At 60.0% G+C, this 19,632-nt stretch carries 24 protein-coding genes; 10 read left to right on the top strand and 14 right to left on the bottom strand.

What is annotated here, in order from left to right:
• Positions 1-51 precede the first annotated feature (51 nt).
• The 4 genes from ftsY (at position 52) to rpoH (ending at position 4,227) form a co-directional block, all read left to right on the top strand.
• A complete protein-coding gene (ftsY, locus tag ACA056_RS27170; RefSeq protein WP_497269065.1) occupies positions 52-1,572 on the top strand; it encodes a signal recognition particle-docking protein FtsY in 1,521 nt (506 codons plus the stop codon).
• Positions 1,569-2,240 carry a cell division ATP-binding protein FtsE gene (gene ftsE / locus ACA056_RS27165; RefSeq protein WP_283182044.1) on the top strand — a complete coding sequence of 224 codons (672 nt, stop codon included), beginning with the start codon at positions 1,569-1,571 and terminating at the stop codon, positions 2,238-2,240. The genes ftsY and ftsE overlap by 4 nt, the downstream gene beginning before the upstream one ends.
• Entirely contained in the window at positions 2,237-3,259 is a 1,023-nt protein-coding gene (gene ftsX / locus ACA056_RS27160; RefSeq protein ID WP_008152652.1) for a permease-like cell division protein FtsX, read from the top strand. Before ftsE ends, ftsX begins: the two co-directional genes overlap by 4 nt.
• Before the next feature lie 113 nt (positions 3,260-3,372).
• Positions 3,373-4,227, top strand: coding sequence for an RNA polymerase sigma factor RpoH (gene rpoH / locus ACA056_RS27155; protein WP_007897890.1), 855 nt, complete (start codon positions 3,373-3,375; stop codon positions 4,225-4,227).
• 67 nt (positions 4,228-4,294) lie between these two features.
• Here rpoH and mtgA read toward each other — a convergent pair whose 3' ends face one another.
• Positions 4,295-5,017: a monofunctional biosynthetic peptidoglycan transglycosylase gene (gene mtgA, locus ACA056_RS27150; protein ID WP_497269062.1), complete on the bottom strand. Its 723-nt coding sequence runs from the start codon at positions 5,015-5,017 to the stop codon at positions 4,295-4,297.
• 74 nt (positions 5,018-5,091) lie between these two features.
• On the opposite strand from mtgA, the gene ACA056_RS27145 reads away from it, so the two are divergent.
• From ACA056_RS27145 to trmB, 4 genes are all read left to right on the top strand, one after another.
• Complete coding sequence (locus ACA056_RS27145; protein ID WP_497269060.1) at positions 5,092-5,463, top strand: DUF423 domain-containing protein; 372 nt, start codon at positions 5,092-5,094, stop codon at positions 5,461-5,463.
• A 90-nt stretch (positions 5,464-5,553) separates the two neighbouring features.
• On the top strand, positions 5,554-5,754 hold the full coding sequence (gene thiS, locus ACA056_RS27140; RefSeq protein WP_007897898.1) for a sulfur carrier protein ThiS: 201 nt from the start codon (positions 5,554-5,556) through the stop codon (positions 5,752-5,754).
• 191 nt (positions 5,755-5,945) lie between these two features.
• On the top strand, positions 5,946-6,740 hold the full coding sequence (locus ACA056_RS27135) for a thiazole synthase (protein WP_497269057.1): 795 nt from the start codon (positions 5,946-5,948) through the stop codon (positions 6,738-6,740).
• 9 nt (positions 6,741-6,749) lie between these two features.
• Positions 6,750-7,475: a tRNA (guanosine(46)-N7)-methyltransferase TrmB gene (gene trmB / locus ACA056_RS27130; protein WP_497269055.1), complete on the top strand. Its 726-nt coding sequence runs from the start codon at positions 6,750-6,752 to the stop codon at positions 7,473-7,475.
• Between the two features lie 117 nt (positions 7,476-7,592).
• On the opposite strand, the gene ACA056_RS27125 is transcribed toward trmB, so the two are convergent.
• The 10 genes from ACA056_RS27125 to ACA056_RS27080 all read right to left on the bottom strand — a co-directional run bounded on the left by ACA056_RS27125 (position 7,593) and on the right by ACA056_RS27080 (position 14,685).
• Positions 7,593-7,916 (bottom strand): DUF3392 domain-containing protein, encoded by a 324-nt coding sequence (locus ACA056_RS27125; RefSeq protein WP_497269053.1) that lies wholly within the window; start codon positions 7,914-7,916, stop codon positions 7,593-7,595.
• Positions 7,917-7,938: 22 nt separating this feature from the next.
• Positions 7,939-9,144 carry a radical SAM family heme chaperone HemW gene (hemW, locus tag ACA056_RS27120; RefSeq protein WP_497269051.1) on the bottom strand — a complete coding sequence of 402 codons (1,206 nt, stop codon included), beginning with the start codon at positions 9,142-9,144 and terminating at the stop codon, positions 7,939-7,941.
• On the bottom strand, positions 9,141-9,737 hold the full coding sequence (gene rdgB / locus ACA056_RS27115) for an RdgB/HAM1 family non-canonical purine NTP pyrophosphatase (protein ID WP_497269049.1): 597 nt from the start codon (positions 9,735-9,737) through the stop codon (positions 9,141-9,143). The genes hemW and rdgB overlap by 4 nt, the downstream gene beginning before the upstream one ends.
• On the bottom strand, positions 9,734-10,168 hold the full coding sequence (locus tag ACA056_RS27110) for a DUF4426 domain-containing protein (protein WP_497269047.1): 435 nt from the start codon (positions 10,166-10,168) through the stop codon (positions 9,734-9,736). Before ACA056_RS27110 ends, rdgB begins: the two co-directional genes overlap by 4 nt.
• 26 nt (positions 10,169-10,194) lie before the next feature.
• Complete coding sequence (metW, locus tag ACA056_RS27105; protein ID WP_008152632.1) at positions 10,195-10,815, bottom strand: methionine biosynthesis protein MetW; 621 nt, start codon at positions 10,813-10,815, stop codon at positions 10,195-10,197.
• Positions 10,816-10,822: 7 nt separating this feature from the next.
• The gene (gene metX, locus ACA056_RS27100) at positions 10,823-11,962 is read right to left on the bottom strand and encodes a homoserine O-succinyltransferase MetX (RefSeq protein ID WP_497269045.1); all 1,140 of its coding nucleotides are present in this window, start codon (positions 11,960-11,962) and stop codon (positions 10,823-10,825) included.
• A 280-nt stretch (positions 11,963-12,242) separates the two neighbouring features.
• On the bottom strand, positions 12,243-12,539 hold the full coding sequence (locus ACA056_RS27095) for a DUF167 domain-containing protein (RefSeq protein ID WP_497269043.1): 297 nt from the start codon (positions 12,537-12,539) through the stop codon (positions 12,243-12,245).
• 4 nt (positions 12,540-12,543) lie between these two features.
• Positions 12,544-13,134, bottom strand: coding sequence for a YggT family protein (locus ACA056_RS27090; protein WP_497269041.1), 591 nt, complete (start codon positions 13,132-13,134; stop codon positions 12,544-12,546).
• Positions 13,135-13,144: 10 nt separating this feature from the next.
• Positions 13,145-13,963 (bottom strand): pyrroline-5-carboxylate reductase, encoded by an 819-nt coding sequence (gene proC, locus ACA056_RS27085; protein ID WP_497269039.1) that lies wholly within the window; start codon positions 13,961-13,963, stop codon positions 13,145-13,147.
• Positions 13,964-13,998: 35 nt separating this feature from the next.
• The gene (locus ACA056_RS27080) at positions 13,999-14,685 is read right to left on the bottom strand and encodes a YggS family pyridoxal phosphate-dependent enzyme (RefSeq protein WP_497269037.1); all 687 of its coding nucleotides are present in this window, start codon (positions 14,683-14,685) and stop codon (positions 13,999-14,001) included.
• Positions 14,686-14,740: 55 nt separating this feature from the next.
• Between ACA056_RS27080 and ACA056_RS27075 the strand changes: the two genes are divergently transcribed.
• A complete protein-coding gene (locus ACA056_RS27075) occupies positions 14,741-15,775 on the top strand; it encodes a type IV pilus twitching motility protein PilT (protein WP_497269035.1) in 1,035 nt (344 codons plus the stop codon).
• A gap of 137 nt (positions 15,776-15,912) precedes the next feature.
• Here the strand turns inward: ACA056_RS27075 and ACA056_RS27070 are convergent, their stop codons facing one another.
• Positions 15,913-16,533 carry a C40 family peptidase gene (locus ACA056_RS27070; protein ID WP_497273604.1) on the bottom strand — a complete coding sequence of 207 codons (621 nt, stop codon included), beginning with the start codon at positions 16,531-16,533 and terminating at the stop codon, positions 15,913-15,915.
• 250 nt (positions 16,534-16,783) lie between these two features.
• On the opposite strand from ACA056_RS27070, the gene ACA056_RS27065 reads away from it, so the two are divergent.
• On the top strand, positions 16,784-17,215 hold the full coding sequence (locus ACA056_RS27065; protein ID WP_497269033.1) for an NINE protein: 432 nt from the start codon (positions 16,784-16,786) through the stop codon (positions 17,213-17,215).
• A gap of 138 nt (positions 17,216-17,353) precedes the next feature.
• Here the strand turns inward: ACA056_RS27065 and ACA056_RS27060 are convergent, their stop codons facing one another.
• Both ACA056_RS27060 and ACA056_RS27055 read right to left on the bottom strand, forming a co-directional pair.
• Complete coding sequence (locus ACA056_RS27060) at positions 17,354-18,625, bottom strand: dihydroorotase (protein WP_497269031.1); 1,272 nt, start codon at positions 18,623-18,625, stop codon at positions 17,354-17,356.
• Positions 18,622-19,626 (bottom strand): aspartate carbamoyltransferase catalytic subunit, encoded by a 1,005-nt coding sequence (locus ACA056_RS27055; RefSeq protein WP_007897943.1) that lies wholly within the window; start codon positions 19,624-19,626, stop codon positions 18,622-18,624. Before ACA056_RS27055 ends, ACA056_RS27060 begins: the two co-directional genes overlap by 4 nt.
• Positions 19,627-19,632: the final 6 nt, after the last annotated feature.

The following is a 19,632-nucleotide window of genomic DNA, read 5'->3' as shown; positions in this document are numbered from 1 at the left end:
ATTTGCCGAGGCGCCCTTTGGCGCGTCGCTACCGTGAGATAGCCGTCCTCCATGTTTGGTTCCAACGACGACAAGAAAGCCCCAGCTGCGGCTGGCGAGAAGAAAAGCCTGTTCGGATGGCTGCGCAAAAAGCCGCAGGAACCCGTCGTCGAACAGCCACAGCCACTTCCTGAGCCCACGCCTGCGCCGGTAATAGAAGAAGAGCTTGCGCCGATTGTCTTGCCGATCGCCGAGCCGGTGCTGCAACCGGTCACCGAGCCTGAGCCTGAGCCTGACGTTGTCGCCGAAGTCGTGGCCCAGGTGCCGCTCACGCCCGTTGCCGAGCCATGGCTGACGTTGCCTGTGGCGGAAGAACCGGTGGCATTGGTCGAAGATGAGCTGGCGCCCCACGTAACGCCGCCGATTCCGGCACCGACTGCGTTTGCTCCTGAGCCCGTTCAGCCACCAGTGGTTGAGCCGGTTGTCGCGCCAGTTGTGGTGGCCGAGCCTGAACCGGTTGTTCCAGAGCCAGTGGTGCCCGCATTCGTTGCCCCGGTTGTTCAAGCGCCGGCATCGGTCGTCGCTCCGGTCGCCCCTGTTGCCGCCGCACCTGTCGCTCCCGTCGAAGCGCCTGCCGAGCCCGCGCGCACCGAAGAAACCAAAGCCGGTTTCTTCGCCCGCCTGAAACAAGGCTTGTCCAAGACCAGCGCCAGCATCGGCGAAGGCATGGCCAGCCTGTTCCTGGGCAAGAAGATCATCGATGACGAGCTGCTCGAAGACATCGAAACCCGCCTGCTGACCGCCGACGTTGGCGTCGAGGCGACTTCGGTGATCATTCAGCGTCTGACCCAGAAGGTCGCCCGTAAAGAATTGGCCGATGCCGATGCGCTGTACAAATCCCTGCAAGCGGAACTGGCGGCCATGCTCAAACCCGTCGAGCAACCGCTGAAAATCACCTCGCAGACCAAGCCGTTCGTAATCCTGGTCGTCGGCGTCAACGGTGCCGGCAAGACCACCACCATCGGCAAACTGGCGAAGAAGCTGCAGCTCGAAGGCAAGAAAGTCATGCTCGCGGCCGGCGATACCTTCCGCGCCGCCGCCGTCGAACAATTGCAGGTCTGGGGCGAGCGCAACAAGATCCCGGTCATCGCCCAGCACACCGGCGCTGACTCGGCTTCGGTTATCTTCGATGCCGTGCAAGCAGCCAAGGCCCGTGGCATCGACGTGCTGATCGCCGACACCGCCGGTCGTCTGCACACCAAAGACAATTTGATGGAAGAACTGAAGAAGGTTCGCCGGGTTATCAGCAAACTCGACGCCGACGCGCCTCACGAGGTGCTGTTGGTGCTCGATGCCGGTACGGGGCAGAACGCGATCAACCAGGCCAAACAATTCAACCAGACCGTCGAACTGACCGGCCTGGTGCTGACCAAGCTCGATGGCACCGCCAAAGGCGGGGTGATTTTCGCCCTCGCCAAGCAGTTTGGCTTGCCGATTCGCTACATCGGCGTCGGTGAAGGCATCGATGATTTGCGTACTTTTGAAGCAGAACCCTTTGTCCAGGCATTGTTTGCCGAGCGGGAGCGTTCATGATTCGTTTCGAACAGGTCGGTAAGCGCTACCCGAACGGTCATGTCGGCTTGCATGAGCTGAGCTTTCGAGTCCGTCGGGGCGAGTTTTTGTTTGTGACCGGGCACTCTGGTGCCGGTAAAAGCACCTTGTTGCGCCTGCTGCTGGCGATGGAGCGTCCGACCACCGGCAAATTGCTGCTGGCCGGGCAAGACCTTGGCACCATCAGCAACGCACAGATTCCTTACCTGCGGCGCCAGATCGGCGTGGTGTTCCAGAATCACCAGCTGTTGTTCGATCGCACGGTGTTCAACAATATCGCGCTGCCTTTGCAGATCCTCGGGCTGTCCAAGGCCGAGATCGCCAAGCGCGTGGATTCGGCGCTGGAGCGCGTGGCGCTGTCGGACAAAACCGATTTGTACCCTGGCGACCTGTCCACTGGTCAACAACAGCGCGTCGGCATCGCCCGCGCCATTGTTCACCGTCCGGCCTTGCTGCTGGCGGACGAACCGACCGGTAACCTCGATCCACGTCTGGCGGCAGAAATCATGGGCGTGTTCGAAGACATCAACCGTCTGGGCACCAGCGTGCTGATTGCCAGTCACGACCTGGCACTGATCGCCCGCATGCGCCACCGCATGCTGACCCTGCAGCGCGGCCGATTGATCGGCGACGGGGAGGCCGGCGTATGAGTGCGACACGCAGCCCCAAGGTTTCCGAGCGCGTGGCCCCGAAGGCTGCCGACCAGCAGCCGCAGAAGAAAAAACGCGACGATGATGACGGCCCGGATTTCGCCACGCTGTTTCGTGCCTGGGTCGAGAGTCATCGCGCCAGCCTGCTCGATAGCTTGCGTCGTTTGGGCAAGCAGCCCATCGGCAGCTTCTTCACCTGCATGGTGATGGCGGTTGCCCTGAGTTTGCCGATGGGCCTGTCACTTTTGCTAAGTAACGTCGAGCGTCTCGGCGGTTCCTGGCAGCGTGCGGCGCAGATTTCCCTGTATTTGCAAATCGAGGCCAGCCCTGCGGAGGGCGAGTCGTTGCGCGAGCAGATCAAGGGGATGCCTGGCGTAGCTGATGCTGAATATGTCGGTCGCGATCAGGCGCTGGAAGAGTTCCAGCAGCAGTCCGGTCTGGGCGAGGCGCTCAAGGAACTGCCGGAAAACCCGCTGCCGGGCGTGGTTCTGGTGACGCCGAATGAAGTCGACAAGCCGGCCCTTGAAGCATTACGACAAAAACTTTCCGAGTTGCCCAAGGTACAACAGGCGCAACTTGATCTAGTCTGGGTCGAGCGTCTGGCAGCGATCCTCAAGCTGGGTGACCGTTTTGTCTTCGGTCTGACCGTGCTTTTGGTTTCTGCATTACTTTTGGTGATAGGCAATACCATTCGTCTTCATATTGAAAACCGCCGCACAGAGATAGAAGTGATTAAACTCGTCGGCGGCACTGACAGCTATGTGCGCAGGCCCTTTCTGTATATGGGTGCGCTTTATGGCTTCGGTGCGGGGATTCTTTCCTGGGGCGTATTGGCGTTCGGCCTTGATTGGCTGAACGACGCGGTGGTTGGGCTGGCCGGTCTGTACGGCAGTGATTTTGCGCTGGCCGGAGTGCCGGTTGCCGATGGTCTGTCTCTCTTGCTTGGCGCGGTGCTGTTGGGGTATATCGGTGCATGGATTGCAGTCGCACGCCACCTGAGGGAGCTTGCGCCTAAGTAGTATCATTTTGCTCGTATTGACCTTTCAGCGTTTATGGGAACTTGTCTTTCGGTTTCCGGTCAATTTTCGCAGTGCTGAACTGCACGAGTTATGTAAGTCGGAGGTTTTTTCGTATGACCAATTCTTTGCAACCTGCATATGCTCTGGTCCCGGGTGCGAACCTGGAGGCCTATGTGCACACGGTGAACAGCATTCCATTGCTGACGCCGGAGCAGGAGCGCGAACTGGCCGAGAGTCTCTATTATGAGCAGGATTTGGGGGCGGCTCGGCAGATGGTGCTCGCCCACCTGCGTTTTGTTGTACATATCGCCCGTAGCTATTCCGGCTACGGTCTGGCTCAGGCTGACCTGATCCAGGAAGGCAACGTCGGCCTGATGAAGGCCGTGAAGCGCTTCAACCCGGAAATGGGTGTGCGTCTGGTTTCGTTCGCTGTGCACTGGATCAAGGCGGAAATCCACGAGTTCATCCTGCGCAACTGGCGCATTGTGAAAGTCGCGACCACCAAGGCCCAGCGCAAGCTGTTCTTCAACCTGCGCAGCCAGAAGAAACGTCTGGCGTGGTTGAACAACGAGGAAGTTCACCGTGTGGCGGAAAGCCTCGGTGTAGAGCCTCGGGAAGTGCGTGAGATGGAAAGTCGCCTGACCGGCCATGACATGGCCTTCGACCCGGCCGCGGAAGCGGACGACGACAGTGCTTTCCAGTCGCCGGCCAACTATCTGGAAGACCACCGGTACGACCCGGCCCGTCAGCTGGAAGATGCCGACTGGAGCGACAACTCCAACCACAACCTGCACGAAGCGCTTGAAGTGCTGGACGACCGCAGCCGTGACATCCTCTACCAGCGCTGGCTGGCAGAAGAAAAAGCCACGCTGCACGACCTGGCGCAGAAGTACAACGTGTCGGCCGAGCGAATTCGTCAGCTCGAGAAGAGCGCGATGAACAAGCTCAAGTTGTCGATTGCCGCCTAACCGCAGCCCAAGCATAAAAAAACGCCCCGATCATTGATCGGGGCGTTTTTGTTTATGCATCAAAAGGTCAGTGGGCCCAAGGTACGCGGCGAGAATCATTGATTCCTACGAGGTAGCTGTCGCCACCGAGCTGACTCATCTGCCGTCGAATCCATCCCGCTCGCCGTGCGACGTAGCTGGTTGGGTGACTGGCACTCCACACCCGCGGGTTAGGCAGCACCGCAGCCAGCAAACTTGCCTGCTGGCGAGACAGCGAGCGAGCGCCGACGCCAAAGTGATGCCTGGCTGCTGCTTCAGCGCCAAATACACCGTCATCCCACTCGACACTGTTGAGGTACACCTCGAGAATTCGCTGCTTGGGCCAGAACACTTCGATCAGCCCGGTAAACCAGGCTTCCAGGCCTTTGCGCAGCCAGCTACGGCCGGACCACAGAAACAGGTTCTTCGAGACCTGCTGACTCAGGGTGCTGGCGCCGCGAATTGATCCGCCGAGTTCGTTGTGGGCCAATGCTTTCTGGATCGCACCGAAGTCAAAACCCCAATGCTCCGGGAATTTCTGATCCTCGCCGGCAATCACTGCGACTTTCAGGTCATCGGAGATTTCATCCCAGGGTTTCCAGGTGCGTTGCAGGTCGATGGGCTCGCCGTCGAACCAGGATTCGACCTTGCGCTCGACCATCAACGCGGTTCCCGGTGGCGGTACCACGCGAAAGATCAGCACCAGCAATACGCTGCCACCCGCGAACCAGAGCAGGGCCTTCGTGAATCGTCGCAAAAATAAACGCAGCATAGAGATGGCTTGGCCGAACCCGTTGAGCGGGCCATTATACAGACCCTGTGGATCGAGTCTGACTGGAGTTCTTCATGCTGCGTGGCTTTCTGATGCTGGCCGCTTTTTTCGGCTTCACTGGCGTTGCCCTTGGCGCGTTTGCCGCCCATGGCTTGAAAAGCCGTCTGACGCCCGAGTACCTGGCGATTTTCCACACCGGCGTGACCTACCAATTGGTGCACACGTTGGCATTGCTGGGCGTTGCGCTGCTGGCCACGCAGATTCCCGGTCGCCTGATCACGTGGGCGGGTGCATCGTTTGTCATTGGCATACTGTTGTTTTCCGGCAGTCTGTACCTGTTGACCATGACCGGCGTCAGCAAGCTCGGGATCATCACCCCCTTCGGCGGGCTGGCATTTCTGGTCGGCTGGTTCTGCCTGGGGCTTGCCGCCTGGCGGTTGAGCTGACCGGGCAGTCCATTTCATGACGAATGGCTTGGGTCGCCAAGACTGATCGGGCTAGAATGCCAGCCCCTAAAAATGATGGCGGCATCCGGCATGCGCATTCAGTTGAACGGCGAATCCCTTGAACTGCCCGACGGTGAAACCGTTGCGGCCCTGCTGACCCGTCTGGAACTGACCGGACGCCGGGTGGCGGTCGAACTCAATCTGGATATCGTCCCGCGCAGCCAGCACGCAGAAACCACGCTGAACGACGGCGATTCCGTCGAAGTGGTACACGCCATCGGCGGCGGCTAGTCGCCAAACACTGTGAAAACTGCTGCGCTCGGAAATACTGCGTTAAAAACAGGCTCGGAATGCTCATTTACAACCCGTAAACTCCGCTTCCTCGCCTGTTTTTGCCTTGTCTTTCCTTCGCTCGCGACGTTTTCACAGCGTTTGGTTAATAAGGAATTCTGCAAGAACCTCACCCCTACAGAGGATTTCCCATGAGCATCGTTCGTAACGACAAGCCCTTCGTCCTGGCCGGTCGTACTTACCAGTCGCGTTTGCTGGTAGGCACCGGCAAGTACCGCGACATGGAAGAAACCCGCCTGGCCATCGAAGCCTCGGGTGCCGAGATCGTCACCTTCGCCGTGCGCCGCACCAACCTCGGCCAGAACCCGGGCGAACCGAACCTGCTCGAAGTCCTGTCGCCGGATCGCTACACCTTCCTGCCGAACACCGCCGGCTGCTTCGACGCGACCGAGGCTGTGCGCACCTGCCGCCTGGCCCGTGAACTGCTCGGCGGCCACAACCTGGTGAAGCTGGAAGTGCTGGCGGACCAGAAAACCCTGTTCCCCAACGTGATCGAAACCCTCAAGGCCGCCGAAGTGCTGGTCAAGGAAGGTTTCGATGTGATGGTTTACACCAGCGATGACCCGATCATTGCCCGTCAACTCGCGGAAATCGGCTGCATCGCGGTCATGCCGCTGGCCGGCCTGATCGGCACGGGCCTGGGGATCTGCAACCCGTACAACCTGCAGATCATCCTCGAAGAAGCCAAGATTCCGGTGTTGGTGGATGCCGGTGTCGGTACCGCCTCCGACGCCACTATCGCCATGGAACTGGGTTGCGAAGCGGTGCTGATGAACTCGGCCATCGCCCATGCCCAGCAGCCGATCATGATGGCTGAAGCCATGAAACACGCCATCGTTGCAGGTCGCTTGGCCTACCTCGCCGGCCGCATGCCGAAAAAACTCTATGCCAGCGCCTCCTCGCCGCTGGATGGTCTGATCAAGTAAGAGCCATTGATGACTGAATCAAACGACACGCCTATCCAGACGGAAGAAGGCGAAGAACGCCAACACCGCCGCATCAAGAGTTTCGTGATGCGCGCCGGGCGCATGACCGAAGGCCAGCAAAAAGGCCTGGAGCAGGGCACGCCGCTGTTCGTGCTGCCGCTGGCCGACGCGCCGGTGGACTTCGACCAGGTGTTTGGCCGTTCGGCGCCGCGCTCGCTGGAAATCGGTTTCGGCATGGGCCATTCGCTGCTGGAAATGGCTGCGGCCTCGCCGGAACAGGATTTCATTGGTGTGGAAGTTCACCGTCCGGGTGTCGGCGCACTGCTCAATGGCGTGCTGACACAGGGCCTGACCAACCTGCGGGTCTACGATTGCGACGCGATCGAAGTGCTCAACCGTTGTGTAGCCGACAACAGTCTCGATCGCCTGATGCTGTTTTTCCCGGATCCGTGGCACAAGAGCCGCCACCACAAGCGTCGTATCGTTCAGGCGTCGTTCGCTGAACTGGTGCGCAGCAAGTTGAAGGTCGGCGGTGTGCTGCACATGGCCACCGATTGGGAGCCGTACGCCGAGTACATGCTGGAAGTGATGAACGTTGCGCCGGGTTATCGCAACCTGGCCGAAGACGGCAAATGCGTCCCGCGCCCGGCCGAGCGCCCGATCACCAAGTTCGAACGCCGCGGCGAACGTCTTGGGCATGGCGTGTGGGATTTGAAGTTCGAAAAACAGGCGTAAAACCTGTGGGAGCGAGCCTGCTCGCGATAGCGATCTGACAGTCAACGAAGATGTTGAATGTTATGACGCTATCGCGAGCAGGCTCGCTCCCACAGTTGTTTTGGGTGTAGCCAAAGGTCAGCGGCGGTCTGCGACCACGCCGATCAACACCAGCACCACCAACAACACCGGCGCCAGGCTGTAGTTGTTGAACTGGCTCAGGCCTTTGATGATCCACGGCGTGGCGTAGATCAGTGCAACGCCGCTGCCGATCATGCACAGCAGGGCCATCAGCGGGACGCGCAAGGCGCCGGCGATGCTGCCCAGGCGTTGGTCGACCCAGCCTTTGATATCGGCGCCAAACAACACCAGCAGGCAGCCCACCAGTGCCAGAGAGATTTCCGACAGGTTGCTGCGGCTCCAGCGGGAGACGGTGGCGAGCAGGTCGAGTATCAAATCCATTCGTTTTCCCCTAAGGCTGAAATCAGCTCAGAAATGTCTGCAGCAAGTCATTGAGAAACAGCTGTCCGCGATCGGTCGCCGCCAGACGTGACGGTTCGACCAGCAACAAGCCGCTTTGTTCGGCTTCCCGGCGGCCTTCTGCGAGGCTTTCCAGGCTCAGTCCGGTGCGTTCCGGATACAGCCGCGATTCGACGCCCTCGGTCAGGCGCAAGGCATTCATCAGGAACTCGAACGGCAGTTCATCGTTGGTCAGCGCTTTCTCGCCAGCCTTGAAGCTTTTCGCAGGGTTCAGGTAATCCTTCGGCAGGCGAGTCTTCCAGGTGCGCACGATGCGCCCGTCGGGATGGCTGAGCTTGCCGTGGGCGCCGGCACCGATGCCGATGAAGTCGCCGAAGCTCCAGTAATTTAGGTTATGACGTGCCGGACGACCGGGCTGGGCATACGCCGAGACTTCGTATTGCGCGTAACCGTGCTCGGCCAACAGCGCCTGACCGGCCTCCTGAATGTCCCACAGCGTGTCGTCTTCCGGCAGCGTCGGCGGCTGGTTCCAGAACACCGTGTTCGGCTCCAGGGTCAGCTGATACCAGGACAAGTGGGTCGGTTTCAGGGCGATGGCCTGGCGCAGGTCGCTCAGGGCGTCGTCCAGGGACTGATCGGGTAAGCCGTGCATCAGGTCCAGGTTGAAGTTATCGAACCCGGCCTGACGGGCCATGCCGGCGGCACGTACCGCTTCGTCGCCGTTGTGAATCCGCCCCAACGCTTTGAGTTTTTCTTCCTGAAAGCTCTGGATGCCGATCGACAGGCGATTGATGCCGAGCGCGCGGTAGGCGACGAACTTCTCTTGTTCGAACGTCCCGGGATTCGCTTCCAGGGTGATTTCGATGTCGCTGGCGAAAGGAATGCGTTGCTCGACACCTTTAAGCAAGCGGCCCAGGGCTTCAGCGCTGAACAGGCTCGGCGTGCCGCCACCAAAGAAAATCGAACTCAGCTCACGACCATAGACTGCATGCAAATCCTGATCGAGGTCGGCCAGCAGCGCGTCCACATACTCTTCTTCCGGCAGCACCGGGCTGGCGGTGTGGGAATTGAAGTCGCAATAAGGGCATTTGCGCACACACCACGGGATGTGGATGTACAACGCCAGGGGCGGCAGCACGGGGAGCGCGGCCCGAGGAGATTGCGTGGCGCCGCCGAAGATCAGCGGCGACGAGGATGAGTCGTGGATCATTTCAGGCCCAGACGCTGGCGCAGCAGATCCATTGCACGGGCGCGGTGGCTGATGAGGTTCTTGTCGCTCGGGCTCAGCTCGGCGCTGGAGCAATCGCGTTCCGGCACCCAGAACAGCGGATCGTAACCAAAACCGTGTTCGCCGCTGGCCGCTGGCAGGATTCGTCCGTGCCACAGGCCTTCGCAGATAATTGGCAACGGATCTTCGGCATGACGCACCAGCGCCAGCACGCAAACGAACTGCGCGCCGCGTTCGGCTTCCGGCACGTCTTTCAAAGCATCAAGCAGTTTGGCGTTGTTCGCCGCATCGCCTTGGCCGTCGGCATAACGAGCCGAGTAGATACCCGGCGCACCGCCGAGGAAATCCACGGCCAACCCCGAATCGTCTGCCAGCGCCGGCAGGCCGGAGATGCGCGCAGCATTACGGGCCTTGAGGATGGCGTTTTCGACGAACGACAGGCCGGTTTCTTCAGGTTCGACGCTGCTGAACTCGCCGATCGAGCGCAGTTGCACCGATTCGCCGAGCATGGCCTGGAGTTCCTTGAGTTTGCCGGCGTTGTGGCTGGCCAGTACGAGTTGCGTGAAATTGATCATTCGCCGGGGAAGAGCTCTTGGTTGAAATTGATGGTGTTGGTTTTATCGCCGTTCTTCACGTTGATCTGGAAGGTACGGGTTTCCTGCTGATCGACCGGGTATTGCGCGATGTAGTAGATAGCGCCCTGTTCGGTGACCTGTTTGAATTTCAACGAAACGCTTTGGCTGGTGAGGTCTTTGACCGTGCCGTTGACTTCAGCGGTCATTGGCTTGCCTTCTTTGAGCACGGAGACGTTTATCACACCCTGGTTCTTGCTGCGCGTCAGTCCGGCTGCTTTGGCGATATCCGGTGTCAGGAAAGTGGAGTTGAAGGTGTTGTAGTGCACCGTTACATCGCCAAAGGTTTCTTTGCGCTCGCCTTTGATGACGTCGGCGGCCATGGCGGTGACGCTCAGGCAGGCAGTAAGTACAAACAGCGCTAGACGACCCATGATCGTTCTCCTCGAAGTGTCGTGACTCAGACCGCGACCTTGTGGTCTTGCAGCCCGGGGCTGCTGACGCGGTAAATACCGATTTCACCTAATAGATTAGGCCATAGCTTACTGGCCCACCCGTGACGGTGCTGTTGATCCACGGCAAGCCGATCAATGACCCTGGCTTCACGTTCGCGACACAACGCTTCAAAGTCTTCGAAGGTGCAAAAGTGGATGTTCGGCGTGTTGTACCAGGTGTACGGCAGAAAATCGGACACCGGCATCCGGCCCTTGCTCGCCAGGTACCAGCGGCAGCGCCAGTGACCGAAGTTGGGGAAGGTGATGATGCACTGGCGACCGACCCGCAGCATTTCGTCGAGGATCTTGTCCGGGTAGTGCACGGCTTGCAGCGCCTGGGTCATGACCACGACGTCGAAGCTGTTGCTGGCAAAGTTACCCAGGCCCTTGTCCAGGTCCTGCTCAATCACGTTGATGCCCTTGGCCACGCACTCGGCGATGTTGTCCGGGTCGTTTTCCAGGCCATAGCCGGTCACTTGCTTGTTATCGCGCAGCCAGGTCAGCAGCTCACCGTCACCGCAGCCGAGGTCGAGTACGCGGCTACCGGCGGGGATCCATTCCTGGATGATTTCCAGATCGGCTCTCATGTCTTCCTCAAAGCGAAATACGGTTCATGTAGTTGCTGAACGCCTGCAAGTAGCGCGGGATCGGAATCAGAAAGGCGTCGTGGCCTTGCGGAGCATCGATCTCCAGGTAGCAGACGTCTTTCTTGGCTGCCATCAGCGCGTCCACCAGTTCCCGCGAGCGGGCAGGGGAGAAGCGCCAGTCGGTGGTGAAAGACATCACGCAGAACTTGGCCTGGGCGTTGGCGAAGGTTTTCGCCAGGTCATCGTCGAAGTTCGCTGCCGGATCGAAGTAGTCCAGCGCCTTGGTCATCAGCAGGTAGGTGTTGGCGTCGAAACGTCCGGAGAACTCTTCGCCCTGATAACGCAGATAGCTTTCGACCTGGAATTCGACGCTGTGGAAGTCGTAGTTGAGCTTTTCGCTCTTGAGGCCACGACCGAATTTCTCACCCATGGAGTCGTCGGACAGGTACGTGATATGCCCGACCATCCGCGCCAGCATCAAGCCACGCTTGGGGATCACGCCCGCTTCCTGGAACGAACCGCCGTGGAATTCGGGGTCAGTGAGGATCGCCTGGCGCGCCACTTCGTTGAACGCGATGTTCTGCGCCGACAGCTTGGGGGCCGAGGCAATGGCCAGGCAGTGCCGAATGCGATCCGGGTAGGTGATGCTCCACTGCATCGCCTGCATGCCACCGAGACTGCCGCCAATCACGGCGGCCCATTGGCTGATGCCGATGCGGTCTGCCAGGCGCGCCTGGCTGTGAACCCAGTCTTCCACGGTCAACACCGGGAAGTCGGCGCCAAACGGCTTGCCGGTTTCCGGGTTGATGCTGCTCGGGCCGGTGGAGCCGTTGCAACCGCCGAGGTTGTTCAGGCTGACCACGAAGAATTTGTTGGTATCAATCGGCTTGCCGGGGCCGATGCAGCTGTCCCACCAACCGGGCTTGCGGTCGTCGGGGCTATGGAAACCGGCAGCGTGATGGTGACCCGACAAGGCGTGGCAGATCAGCACGGCGTTGCTCGCCGCGGCGTTCAGCGTGCCGTAGGTTTCATAGATCAGGTCATAAGCTGGGAGCGAACGGCCGCAGGCCAGGGCCAGGGGTTCACTGAAGTGCGCCACTTGCGGCGTCACCAGACCAACAGAATCGGCGGGAAAGGCAGTTGGCATCGACCCTGCTCTCGTTGAAATGAGGCGTAAGTCTAAAGACCGGTGGGGTTAGCGGCAAGCAAAGGCCGGGGTGTTTGGAGAATGGGTGTTCGGCTGGAGATCGACCCCTCACCCTAACCCTCTCCCCAAAGGGGCGAGGGGACTGACCGAGTTGTTTGGCCAAGCTACATCGACCTGAAATATTAAGTCGAACTCAGGATTGAAATCAGCCGAGATCGGCTCCCTCTCCCCTATGGGGAGAGGGCTGGGGTGAGGGGTGGCTCTATGCCGCAACCCACAATCAACGCGAACGCATCACCAACCCAGGCAATTCCGGCAATTTCTTCGGCGAACATATCCGCACCCGTTTCTGCCGATTCAACTCGCCGCTAATCAAACTCACCTGACTCTTGGACACTCCAAACGCCTTGGCCAGAAACGCTATCAAATACGCATTGGCCTTGCCTTCAACCGGCGGCGCCGTCAGACGAATCTTCAATCGATCCCCATGCAGCCCGCAGAAATCATCGCTGCGGGCCGCCGGTTGCAGGTGGCATTCCAGAATCAGGTCGTCACCGTCCCAGCGAAAGTAGCTCACCGGGTCAGATCAGCAGGCGCAGGATTTCCGGCATCATCGTCATGGCGGCGAGGTTGTTGATCACCAGCATGTCGATCAGCTTGAGCACCATGAACGCCAGGATCGGCGAGATATCCAGGCCGCCAAGGTTGGGCAGAATCTTGCGGAATGGCGCCAAGGCCGGCTCGCAAATCTGGTTCACCAGCTCGGCGCCAGGGTTATGGCTGCCCGGTGCGACCCAGGACAGGATCACGCTGATGATCATGGCAAAGAAGAAAATCTTCAGAAACAGCGCGGTCACGCCAATCAGCGACCAGATCAGCAATTGCAGCGGGTTGCCGGTGGTGCCGTAAGTCAGCAACAGGGTCAGAGCCATCAGTGCCAGCTGCACGAGGATCGCCAGCACCAGCGAGGACATGTCCAGGCCGAACATGCTCGGGATGATCCGGCGCAGTGGCTTGAGCAGCGGCTGGGTGGCTTTCACGGCGAACTGGCAGAGCGGGTTGTAGAAGTTTGCGCGTACCAGTTGCAGCACGAAGCGCAGCAGTACGATCAGCAGGTACAGGCTGCCGAGGGTTTGCAGCACGTAGACCGCTGCAGTGTTCAATCCAATCATGTAAGGCTCCTTATTGACCCAATTGTTCGGCCATCTCGGCCGAGCGGTGCGCCGCGGCGCCGAGTGCTTTTTCTACCAGGGCTTCGAAGCCACCGGCCTGGAACGACTTGATGGCCGCTTCTGTCGTGCCCGCAGGCGACGTCACGCGGCGACGCAGTTCCGCAGCGTCGACGTCACTGGCCACGGCCATGTGAGCAGCGCCCAAAGCGGTCTGCAGGGTCAGTTGTGCGGCGATGTCTGCTGGCAGGCCAAGCTTCACGCCGGCGGCGGTCATGGCTTCGATCAGCAGGAAGAAGTACGCCGGGCCCGAGCCGGAAACGGCGGTGACTGCGTCCAGTTGCTTCTCTTCATCCAGCCACAGTGCGATGCCGACGGCGGACAGCAGTTCTTGCGCCTGTTGGCGTTGCTCGGTGTTCACTTCAGCCGTGGCGAACAAACCACTCACACCCTGACGCAGCAGCGCCGGGGTGTTGGGCATGCAACGCACGATCGGTTGGGCGCCGAGCCAGTTGTTCATGCTGGCGCAGGTAATGCCGGCCGCAATCGAGACCACCAGTTGATTCGGCTTGAGGCTTGGGCGAAGCGCTTCGCAGACGGCTTTCATCGCTTGAGGTTTGACCGCCAATACAACGAGGTCGGCGCCCTGGATGGCTTCGGCGTTGTCGGCGAACACGTCGATACCGTGTTCAGCGTTCACGCGAGCGCGGGTTTCGGCGCCCGGGTCACTGGCGCGAATCTGCGCGGCGTCCAGACCTTTGGCGCGCAGGCCGCCGATCAGGCTGGCGGCCATGTTGCCGGCACCGATAAAGGCAATACGAGTCTTGCTCATGTCAGGTCCTTATAAAGAGAGGAGTCAGCCATTGATCAGGGTTGACCATAGTCGCGGGCGCCAAACAGGGCAGTTCCGATGCGGACCCAAGTAGCGCCTTGGGCGATGGCGGACTCAAGGTCGTGGCTCATGCCCATGGAAAGTGTGTCGAGCGGCAGGTTCAGGCTGGCTTGCAGGCTTTGCACGGCAGCAAAAGCGGCATCCTGAGCGGCGCGATCTTCGGTCGGCTCGGGGATTGCCATCAACCCGCGCAGCTTGATGCGCGGAAGTTCGCTGATGGCATTGGCCAGCGCCGGAAGATCAGCCGGGGTGCAGCCGGACTTGCTGGCTTCACCGCTGACGTTGACCTGGATGCAGATGTTCAGTGGGGGTAATTCGGCAGGACGTTGTTCGGACAGGCGTTGTGCGATTTTCAAACGATCCACGGAATGCACCCAGGCGAAGTGCTCGGCGATAGCGCGAGTCTTGTTCGATTGAATGGGGCCGATGAAGTGCCAGATCAAGGGCAGGTCGGCCAATTCGAGCTGTTTGCTCAAGGCTTCCTGCAGGTAGTTCTCGCCAAAGTCGCGCAGCCCGGCGGCATACGCTTCGCGCAAGGCCTCGGCGGGCTTGGTCTTGCTCACGGCCAATAGCTGGACGCTGTCTTCGTCGCGTTTTGCGGCGACGGCAGCGGCGTGGATGCGTGAACTAACCTGAGCAATGTTGTCTGCTATCGTGGACATCAAGAGGCGCCGGCGGCTGAAGGTTCGCGGCATTCTACTGGAATTGAGGAACGCTATGGATATCACTGAGCTGCTGGCTTTCAGCGCGAAACAGGGCGCGTCCGACTTACATCTGTCTGCCGGCCTGCCACCAATGATTCGGGTCGACGGCGATGTGCGGCGCATCAACCTGCCAGCCCTGGACCACAAACAGGTGCAGGCGCTGATCTACGACATCATGAACGACACTCAGCGGGTGGACTTTGAGAAGCACCTGGAGACCGACTTCTCCTTTGATGTGCCCGGCGTGGCGCGTTTTCGGGTTAACGCGTTCAACCACAATCGTGGTGCTGGCGCGGTGTTCCGGACCATTCCGTCCAAGGTCCTGAGCATGGACGACCTCGGTATGGGGGAAGTGTTTCGCAAAATTACCGAAGCACCGCGGGGGCTGGTGCTGGTGACCGGTCCGACCGGTTCCGGCAAATCCACCACCCTGGCGGCGATGATCGATCACCTGAACAGCCATCGTCATCATCACATCCTCACCATCGAAGACCCGATCGAGTTCGTCCACGAGTCACGCAAATGCTTGATCAATCAGCGTGAAGTTCATCGTGATACTCGCAGTTTCGCCACGGCTCTACGCTCGGCCCTGCGGGAGGACCCAGACGTGATTCTGGTGGGGGAAATGCGGGATCTCGAGACCATTCGCCTGGCGTTGACCGCCGCCGAAACCGGTCACCTGGTGTTTGGCACGCTGCACACGACATCGGCGGCGAAAACCATCGACCGGGTGGTGGACGTGTTTCCGGGGGACGAGAAATCGATGGTTCGTTCGATGCTGTCCGAGTCGTTACTGGCGGTGGTGTCGCAGACGTTGGTCAAGAAGATCGGCGGCGGGCGGATCGCGGCCCACGAAATCATGCTCGGCACGTCAGCGATCCGTAACCTGATCCGAGAAGACAAGGTGGCGCAGATGTACTCGTCGATTCAGACCGGGGGAAACCTGGGGATGCAGACGCTGGATATGTGCTTGAAGGAGCTGGTGACCAAGGGCTTGATCAGCCGCGAGCATGCGCGGGAGAAAGCGCGCACGCCGGATGGTTTTTGAGGGGGATTGTAGTGCTTTCAAAGACGCCATCGCGAGCAAGCTCGCTCCCACATGGACTGCATCAATCCTGTGGGAGCGAGCTTGCTCGCGATGGGGCCGTCATATTCAAAGTGACTTCTGGGTCAGACCCCGGAAGTTCAGCGTTGAACAACCTGCAGGGTGTTCTTTTCTTTCGGCATAACCCGCTTGGCAACCACGTAGTGTTTTTGCCAGTACGGTTTCTTCAGCGTGTCGATGCTCACCGACTTGCCACGACGCGGTGCGTGGATGAAGCGGTCGTTGCCCAGGTAAATGGCAACGTGATTGACCCGACGACTCTTGATATTGAAGAAAATCAGGTCGCCCGGTTTCAGGTCGTTGCGATCGACTTTGTCGCCATGACCGCTAGCCATCGCATTGGACGTGCGCGGCAGGTCGAACGTGGCGTCATTAAACGCGTATTTCACCAGGCCACTGCAGTCGAACCCTTTACTTGGGCTGCTGCCGCCCCAACGGTAGGGTGTACCGAGGACGTTGACGGCACGGCTGAGCACATCGCTGCTTTCCTTGCTCGCCATCGGCGGAACCAGGCTACTTTTGCTGCTGCTCAACTGGGGAGCGCGTTTTACGGATTGTTTGTTTTTGCTCGAAGGAGCAGAAACATGGGATTTTTGGGTGTAACCATTAACGTTAGGAAGACGTTGCTCACGATTGGTGGCGTGGGCGGCCAGTGGCATCAAAAGGCAAATGGTTAGCCATGTCTTGAAAAATGGACGCATTAGGCAAGGCTCATATAAGTTAGCGCGCAACTTTATAACAGCTTTTTTGGCCCTTTCGAGGCCGTTGGTCGATTCAACCTTGGGGTCAACGGAACCAAATAAGCAGAAAATAGACGCGATTGTCGGACACAACGCCTGTGTTACAAGGCTTTGACGGGACACAAGGTAGCATTTGCCATACGTCGGCCACCTGTAAAAAAGTCACAAAGATTTAAAGAATATTTATCTATCGTGTGAATCGAGGACCTACATGAACACCTATCAACAGTCCGATCCGCAACAAGATACCCACAGCAAAGTGATCGGTTACCTGCTGTGGATTTTGGGTTTTACCGGCGCTCATCGTTTCTATTACGGCAAGCCGGTGACCGGGACGATCTGGTTCTTTACCTTCGGTTTGTTGGGTATCGGTTGGCTGATCGACGTGTTTCTGATTCCGGCCATGGATCGTGAAGCGGACCTGCGTTTTACCGCTGGGCCCATTGAGTACAACGTGGCGTGGATTCTGCTGACGTTTCTTGGGGTATTCGGCGTACACCGCATGTATCAGGGGAAGTGGATCAGCGGATTGCTGTACCTGGTGACGGGTGGGTTGTTCTTTCTGGGGGTGCTGTATGACTTCTGGACGCTGAATGATCAGGTGTCGATTCGCAATGCCCAGAACCGGGGTGCTTTCCAGTAGTTGTGGCGAGGGGGCTTGCCCCCGTTCGGCTGCGTAGCAGTCGCCAATCGGCCAACGAGTTCATCCTGATGAAACCCGATTGCTGATTTTGGGGCCGCTTCGCGGCCCAACGGGGGCAAGCCCCCTCACCGCAGGGTCTTAAGCCTGGTGGCTAATCCGCCCGTCCACCAAGGTGTAACGCACCACGCCCGGCAGGCTGTGGCCAATGAACGGGCAGTTTTCGCCTTTGGACAGCCAGGTCTCACCGGCCACGGTCGAGGCCGCCGGATCGAACAGCACGATGTCCGCCGGTCCACCTACCGCCAGTTTGCCCGCCGGCAGGCGCAACGCCTCGGCAGGTCCGGTGCTCAAGCGCGCCAACAGCGTTGGCAGGTCCAGCAAACCGTCTTCCACCAGCGTCATCGCCAACGGCAGCAGCAGTTCAACGCTGCTGATGCCCGGCTCGGTGGCACCGAACGGCGCCAGTTTGGCATCCCGTTCATGGGGTTGGTGATGGCTGGAGATGGCCGAGACCACACCCGATTTCACCGCTTCGCGCAGGCCATCGCGGTCGGCGCGGGTGCGCAGCGGCGGCTGGACGTGATAGAGGCTACTGAAGTCGATCAATGCTTCGTCGGTCAGGATCAGCTGATACAGGGCGACATCGGCCGTCACCGGCAGGCCGCGAGCCTGGGCCTGAGCGATCAGGGCCACGCCACGGGCGCTGGTGAGCTGGCTGAAGTGCGCACGCACACCACTTTGCTCGACCAGCAGCAGATCCCGCGCGAGAGCCACGGTTTCGGCGGTTTCGGGAATGCCCGGCAAGCCGAGGAAGCTGGCGGTCGGGCCTTCGTGAGCCAGGCCACCTTCGGCCAGATCATGGTCCTGAGAGTTGAAAATCACCGTCAGGTCGAATGTTGCGGCGTATTCCAGCGCCCGGCACAGCGTGCGGGTGTTGCGGAAGCTGTCCAGGCCGTTGCCGAAGGCCACGCAACCGGCATCGCGCAAGGCGACCAGTTCTGCCAGCTGTTCGCCGTCCAGGCCTTTGCTCAGGGCACCGATCGGGAAAACTTTGGTGTTGCCGGCTTCACGGGCGCGGTCGAGGATCAGTTCGGCCACGGCCGAGGTGTCCAGCACCGGTTTGGTTTTCGGCGGGCAGCACAGGCTGGTGACGCCACCGGCCGCGGCAGCGCGGGTTTCGCTGGCGATTGAACCTTTGCGGCTGTAACCCGGCTCACGCAGGGCGACGTTCAGGTCAACCAGCCCAGGGGCTGCGACCAGGCCTTTGGCGTCGAGGGTGTCGACGGCGACAAAACCGGCTGGCGCGGTGCCAAGGGCAATTATCTTGCAGGCTTCAATATGGATATCGGTAACTTGATCCAGGCCGCTGGCCGGATCGATGACGCGGGCGCCGAGAATGCTGAGCTTCACTGGGCGTTCTCCTGCTCGAATTGGCGCTGGGCAGTCTGCCCGCTCATGGCCATGGACAGCACGGCCATACGAATCGCGATGCCGTAGGTGACCTGGTTGAGGATCACCGAGTGCGGGCCGTCGGCCACCGCCGACTCAATCTCCACGCCACGGTTGATCGGCCCCGGGTGCATGACGATGCAATCCGGTTTGGCTCCGGCCAGGCGCGCGGTGGTCAGGCCGAACAGGCGGTAGAACTCGCCTTCGCTCGGCAGCAGGCCACCAGTCATGCGTTCACGCTGCAGGCGCAGCATGATCACCACGTCGACGTCTTTCAGGCCTTCGGTCATGTCGGTGTAAACCTTCACTCCGTATTGCTCGATGCCGATCGGCAGCAGGGTTTTCGGCGCGATGACGCGGATGTCCGGGCAGCCGAGGGTTTTCAGCGCGAGCATGTTCGAGCGTGCCACCCGCGAATGCAGGATGTCGCCGACGATGGCTACGGAAAGGTTTTCGAAGCCTCCCTTGTGCCGACGGATGGTGAGCATGTCGAGCATGCCCTGGGTCGGGTGGGCGTGACGGCCGTCGCCGCCGTTGATGATCGCCACTTGCGGGCAGACATGTTCGGCGATGAAGTGCGCCGCGCCGGAATCACCGTGGCGCACGACGAACATGTCGGCGGCCATGGCTTCCAGGTTGCGCAGGGTGTCGAGCAGGGTTTCGCCCTTGCTCGCCGACGACGTGGACACGTTCAGGGTGATCACGTCCGCCGACAGCCGTTGGGCCGCCAGTTCGAAGGTGGTGCGGGTGCGGGTGGAGTTCTCGAAGAACACGTTGCACACGGTCTTGCCGCGCAGCAACGGGACCTTCTTCACCGCCCGGGCGCCGACTTCGAGGAACGAGTCGGCGGTGTCGAGGATTTCCGTCAACAGCTCGCGGCGCAAACCGTCGAGCGAGAGGAAGTGGCGCAGCTGGCCCTGATCATTGAGCTGCAGCGGGCGCTTGGTTTCTAGAGGCGTCATCGCGAG

This window comes from Pseudomonas sp. LBUM1666, assembly GCF_059695775.1.
The sequence above is the reverse complement of the archived record's forward strand: the minus strand, read 5'-3'. Positions and strand labels throughout refer to the sequence as shown.

Coding starts and splice junctions, on each gene's coding strand:
- ACA056_RS27070 (WP_497273604.1), bottom strand. CDS start 16,533: ATGCGTCCATTTTTCAAGACATGGCTAACCATTTGCCTTTTGATGCCA.
- thiS (WP_007897898.1), top strand. CDS start 5,554: ATGCGCATTCAGTTGAACGGCGAATCCCTTGAACTGCCCGACGGTGAA.
- ftsE (WP_283182044.1), top strand. CDS start 1,569: ATGATTCGTTTCGAACAGGTCGGTAAGCGCTACCCGAACGGTCATGTC.
- ACA056_RS27075 (WP_497269035.1), top strand. CDS start 14,741: ATGGATATCACTGAGCTGCTGGCTTTCAGCGCGAAACAGGGCGCGTCC.
- ftsY (WP_497269065.1), top strand. CDS start 52: ATGTTTGGTTCCAACGACGACAAGAAAGCCCCAGCTGCGGCTGGCGAG.
- metW (WP_008152632.1), bottom strand. CDS start 10,815: ATGAGAGCCGATCTGGAAATCATCCAGGAATGGATCCCCGCCGGTAGC.
- ACA056_RS27055 (WP_007897943.1), bottom strand. CDS start 19,626: ATGACGCCTCTAGAAACCAAGCGCCCGCTGCAGCTCAATGATCAGGGC.
- mtgA (WP_497269062.1), bottom strand. CDS start 5,017: ATGCTGCGTTTATTTTTGCGACGATTCACGAAGGCCCTGCTCTGGTTC.
- ACA056_RS27065 (WP_497269033.1), top strand. CDS start 16,784: ATGAACACCTATCAACAGTCCGATCCGCAACAAGATACCCACAGCAAA.
- ACA056_RS27135 (WP_497269057.1), top strand. CDS start 5,946: ATGAGCATCGTTCGTAACGACAAGCCCTTCGTCCTGGCCGGTCGTACT.
- ACA056_RS27145 (WP_497269060.1), top strand. CDS start 5,092: ATGCTGCGTGGCTTTCTGATGCTGGCCGCTTTTTTCGGCTTCACTGGC.
- metX (WP_497269045.1), bottom strand. CDS start 11,962: ATGCCAACTGCCTTTCCCGCCGATTCTGTTGGTCTGGTGACGCCGCAA.
- rpoH (WP_007897890.1), top strand. CDS start 3,373: ATGACCAATTCTTTGCAACCTGCATATGCTCTGGTCCCGGGTGCGAAC.
- rdgB (WP_497269049.1), bottom strand. CDS start 9,737: ATGATCAATTTCACGCAACTCGTACTGGCCAGCCACAACGCCGGCAAA.
- hemW (WP_497269051.1), bottom strand. CDS start 9,144: ATGATCCACGACTCATCCTCGTCGCCGCTGATCTTCGGCGGCGCCACG.
- ftsX (WP_008152652.1), top strand. CDS start 2,237: ATGAGTGCGACACGCAGCCCCAAGGTTTCCGAGCGCGTGGCCCCGAAG.
- trmB (WP_497269055.1), top strand. CDS start 6,750: ATGACTGAATCAAACGACACGCCTATCCAGACGGAAGAAGGCGAAGAA.
- ACA056_RS27110 (WP_497269047.1), bottom strand. CDS start 10,168: ATGGGTCGTCTAGCGCTGTTTGTACTTACTGCCTGCCTGAGCGTCACC.
- ACA056_RS27080 (WP_497269037.1), bottom strand. CDS start 14,685: ATGTCCACGATAGCAGACAACATTGCTCAGGTTAGTTCACGCATCCAC.
- ACA056_RS27090 (WP_497269041.1), bottom strand. CDS start 13,134: ATGATTGGATTGAACACTGCAGCGGTCTACGTGCTGCAAACCCTCGGC.
- proC (WP_497269039.1), bottom strand. CDS start 13,963: ATGAGCAAGACTCGTATTGCCTTTATCGGTGCCGGCAACATGGCCGCC.
- ACA056_RS27125 (WP_497269053.1), bottom strand. CDS start 7,916: ATGGATTTGATACTCGACCTGCTCGCCACCGTCTCCCGCTGGAGCCGC.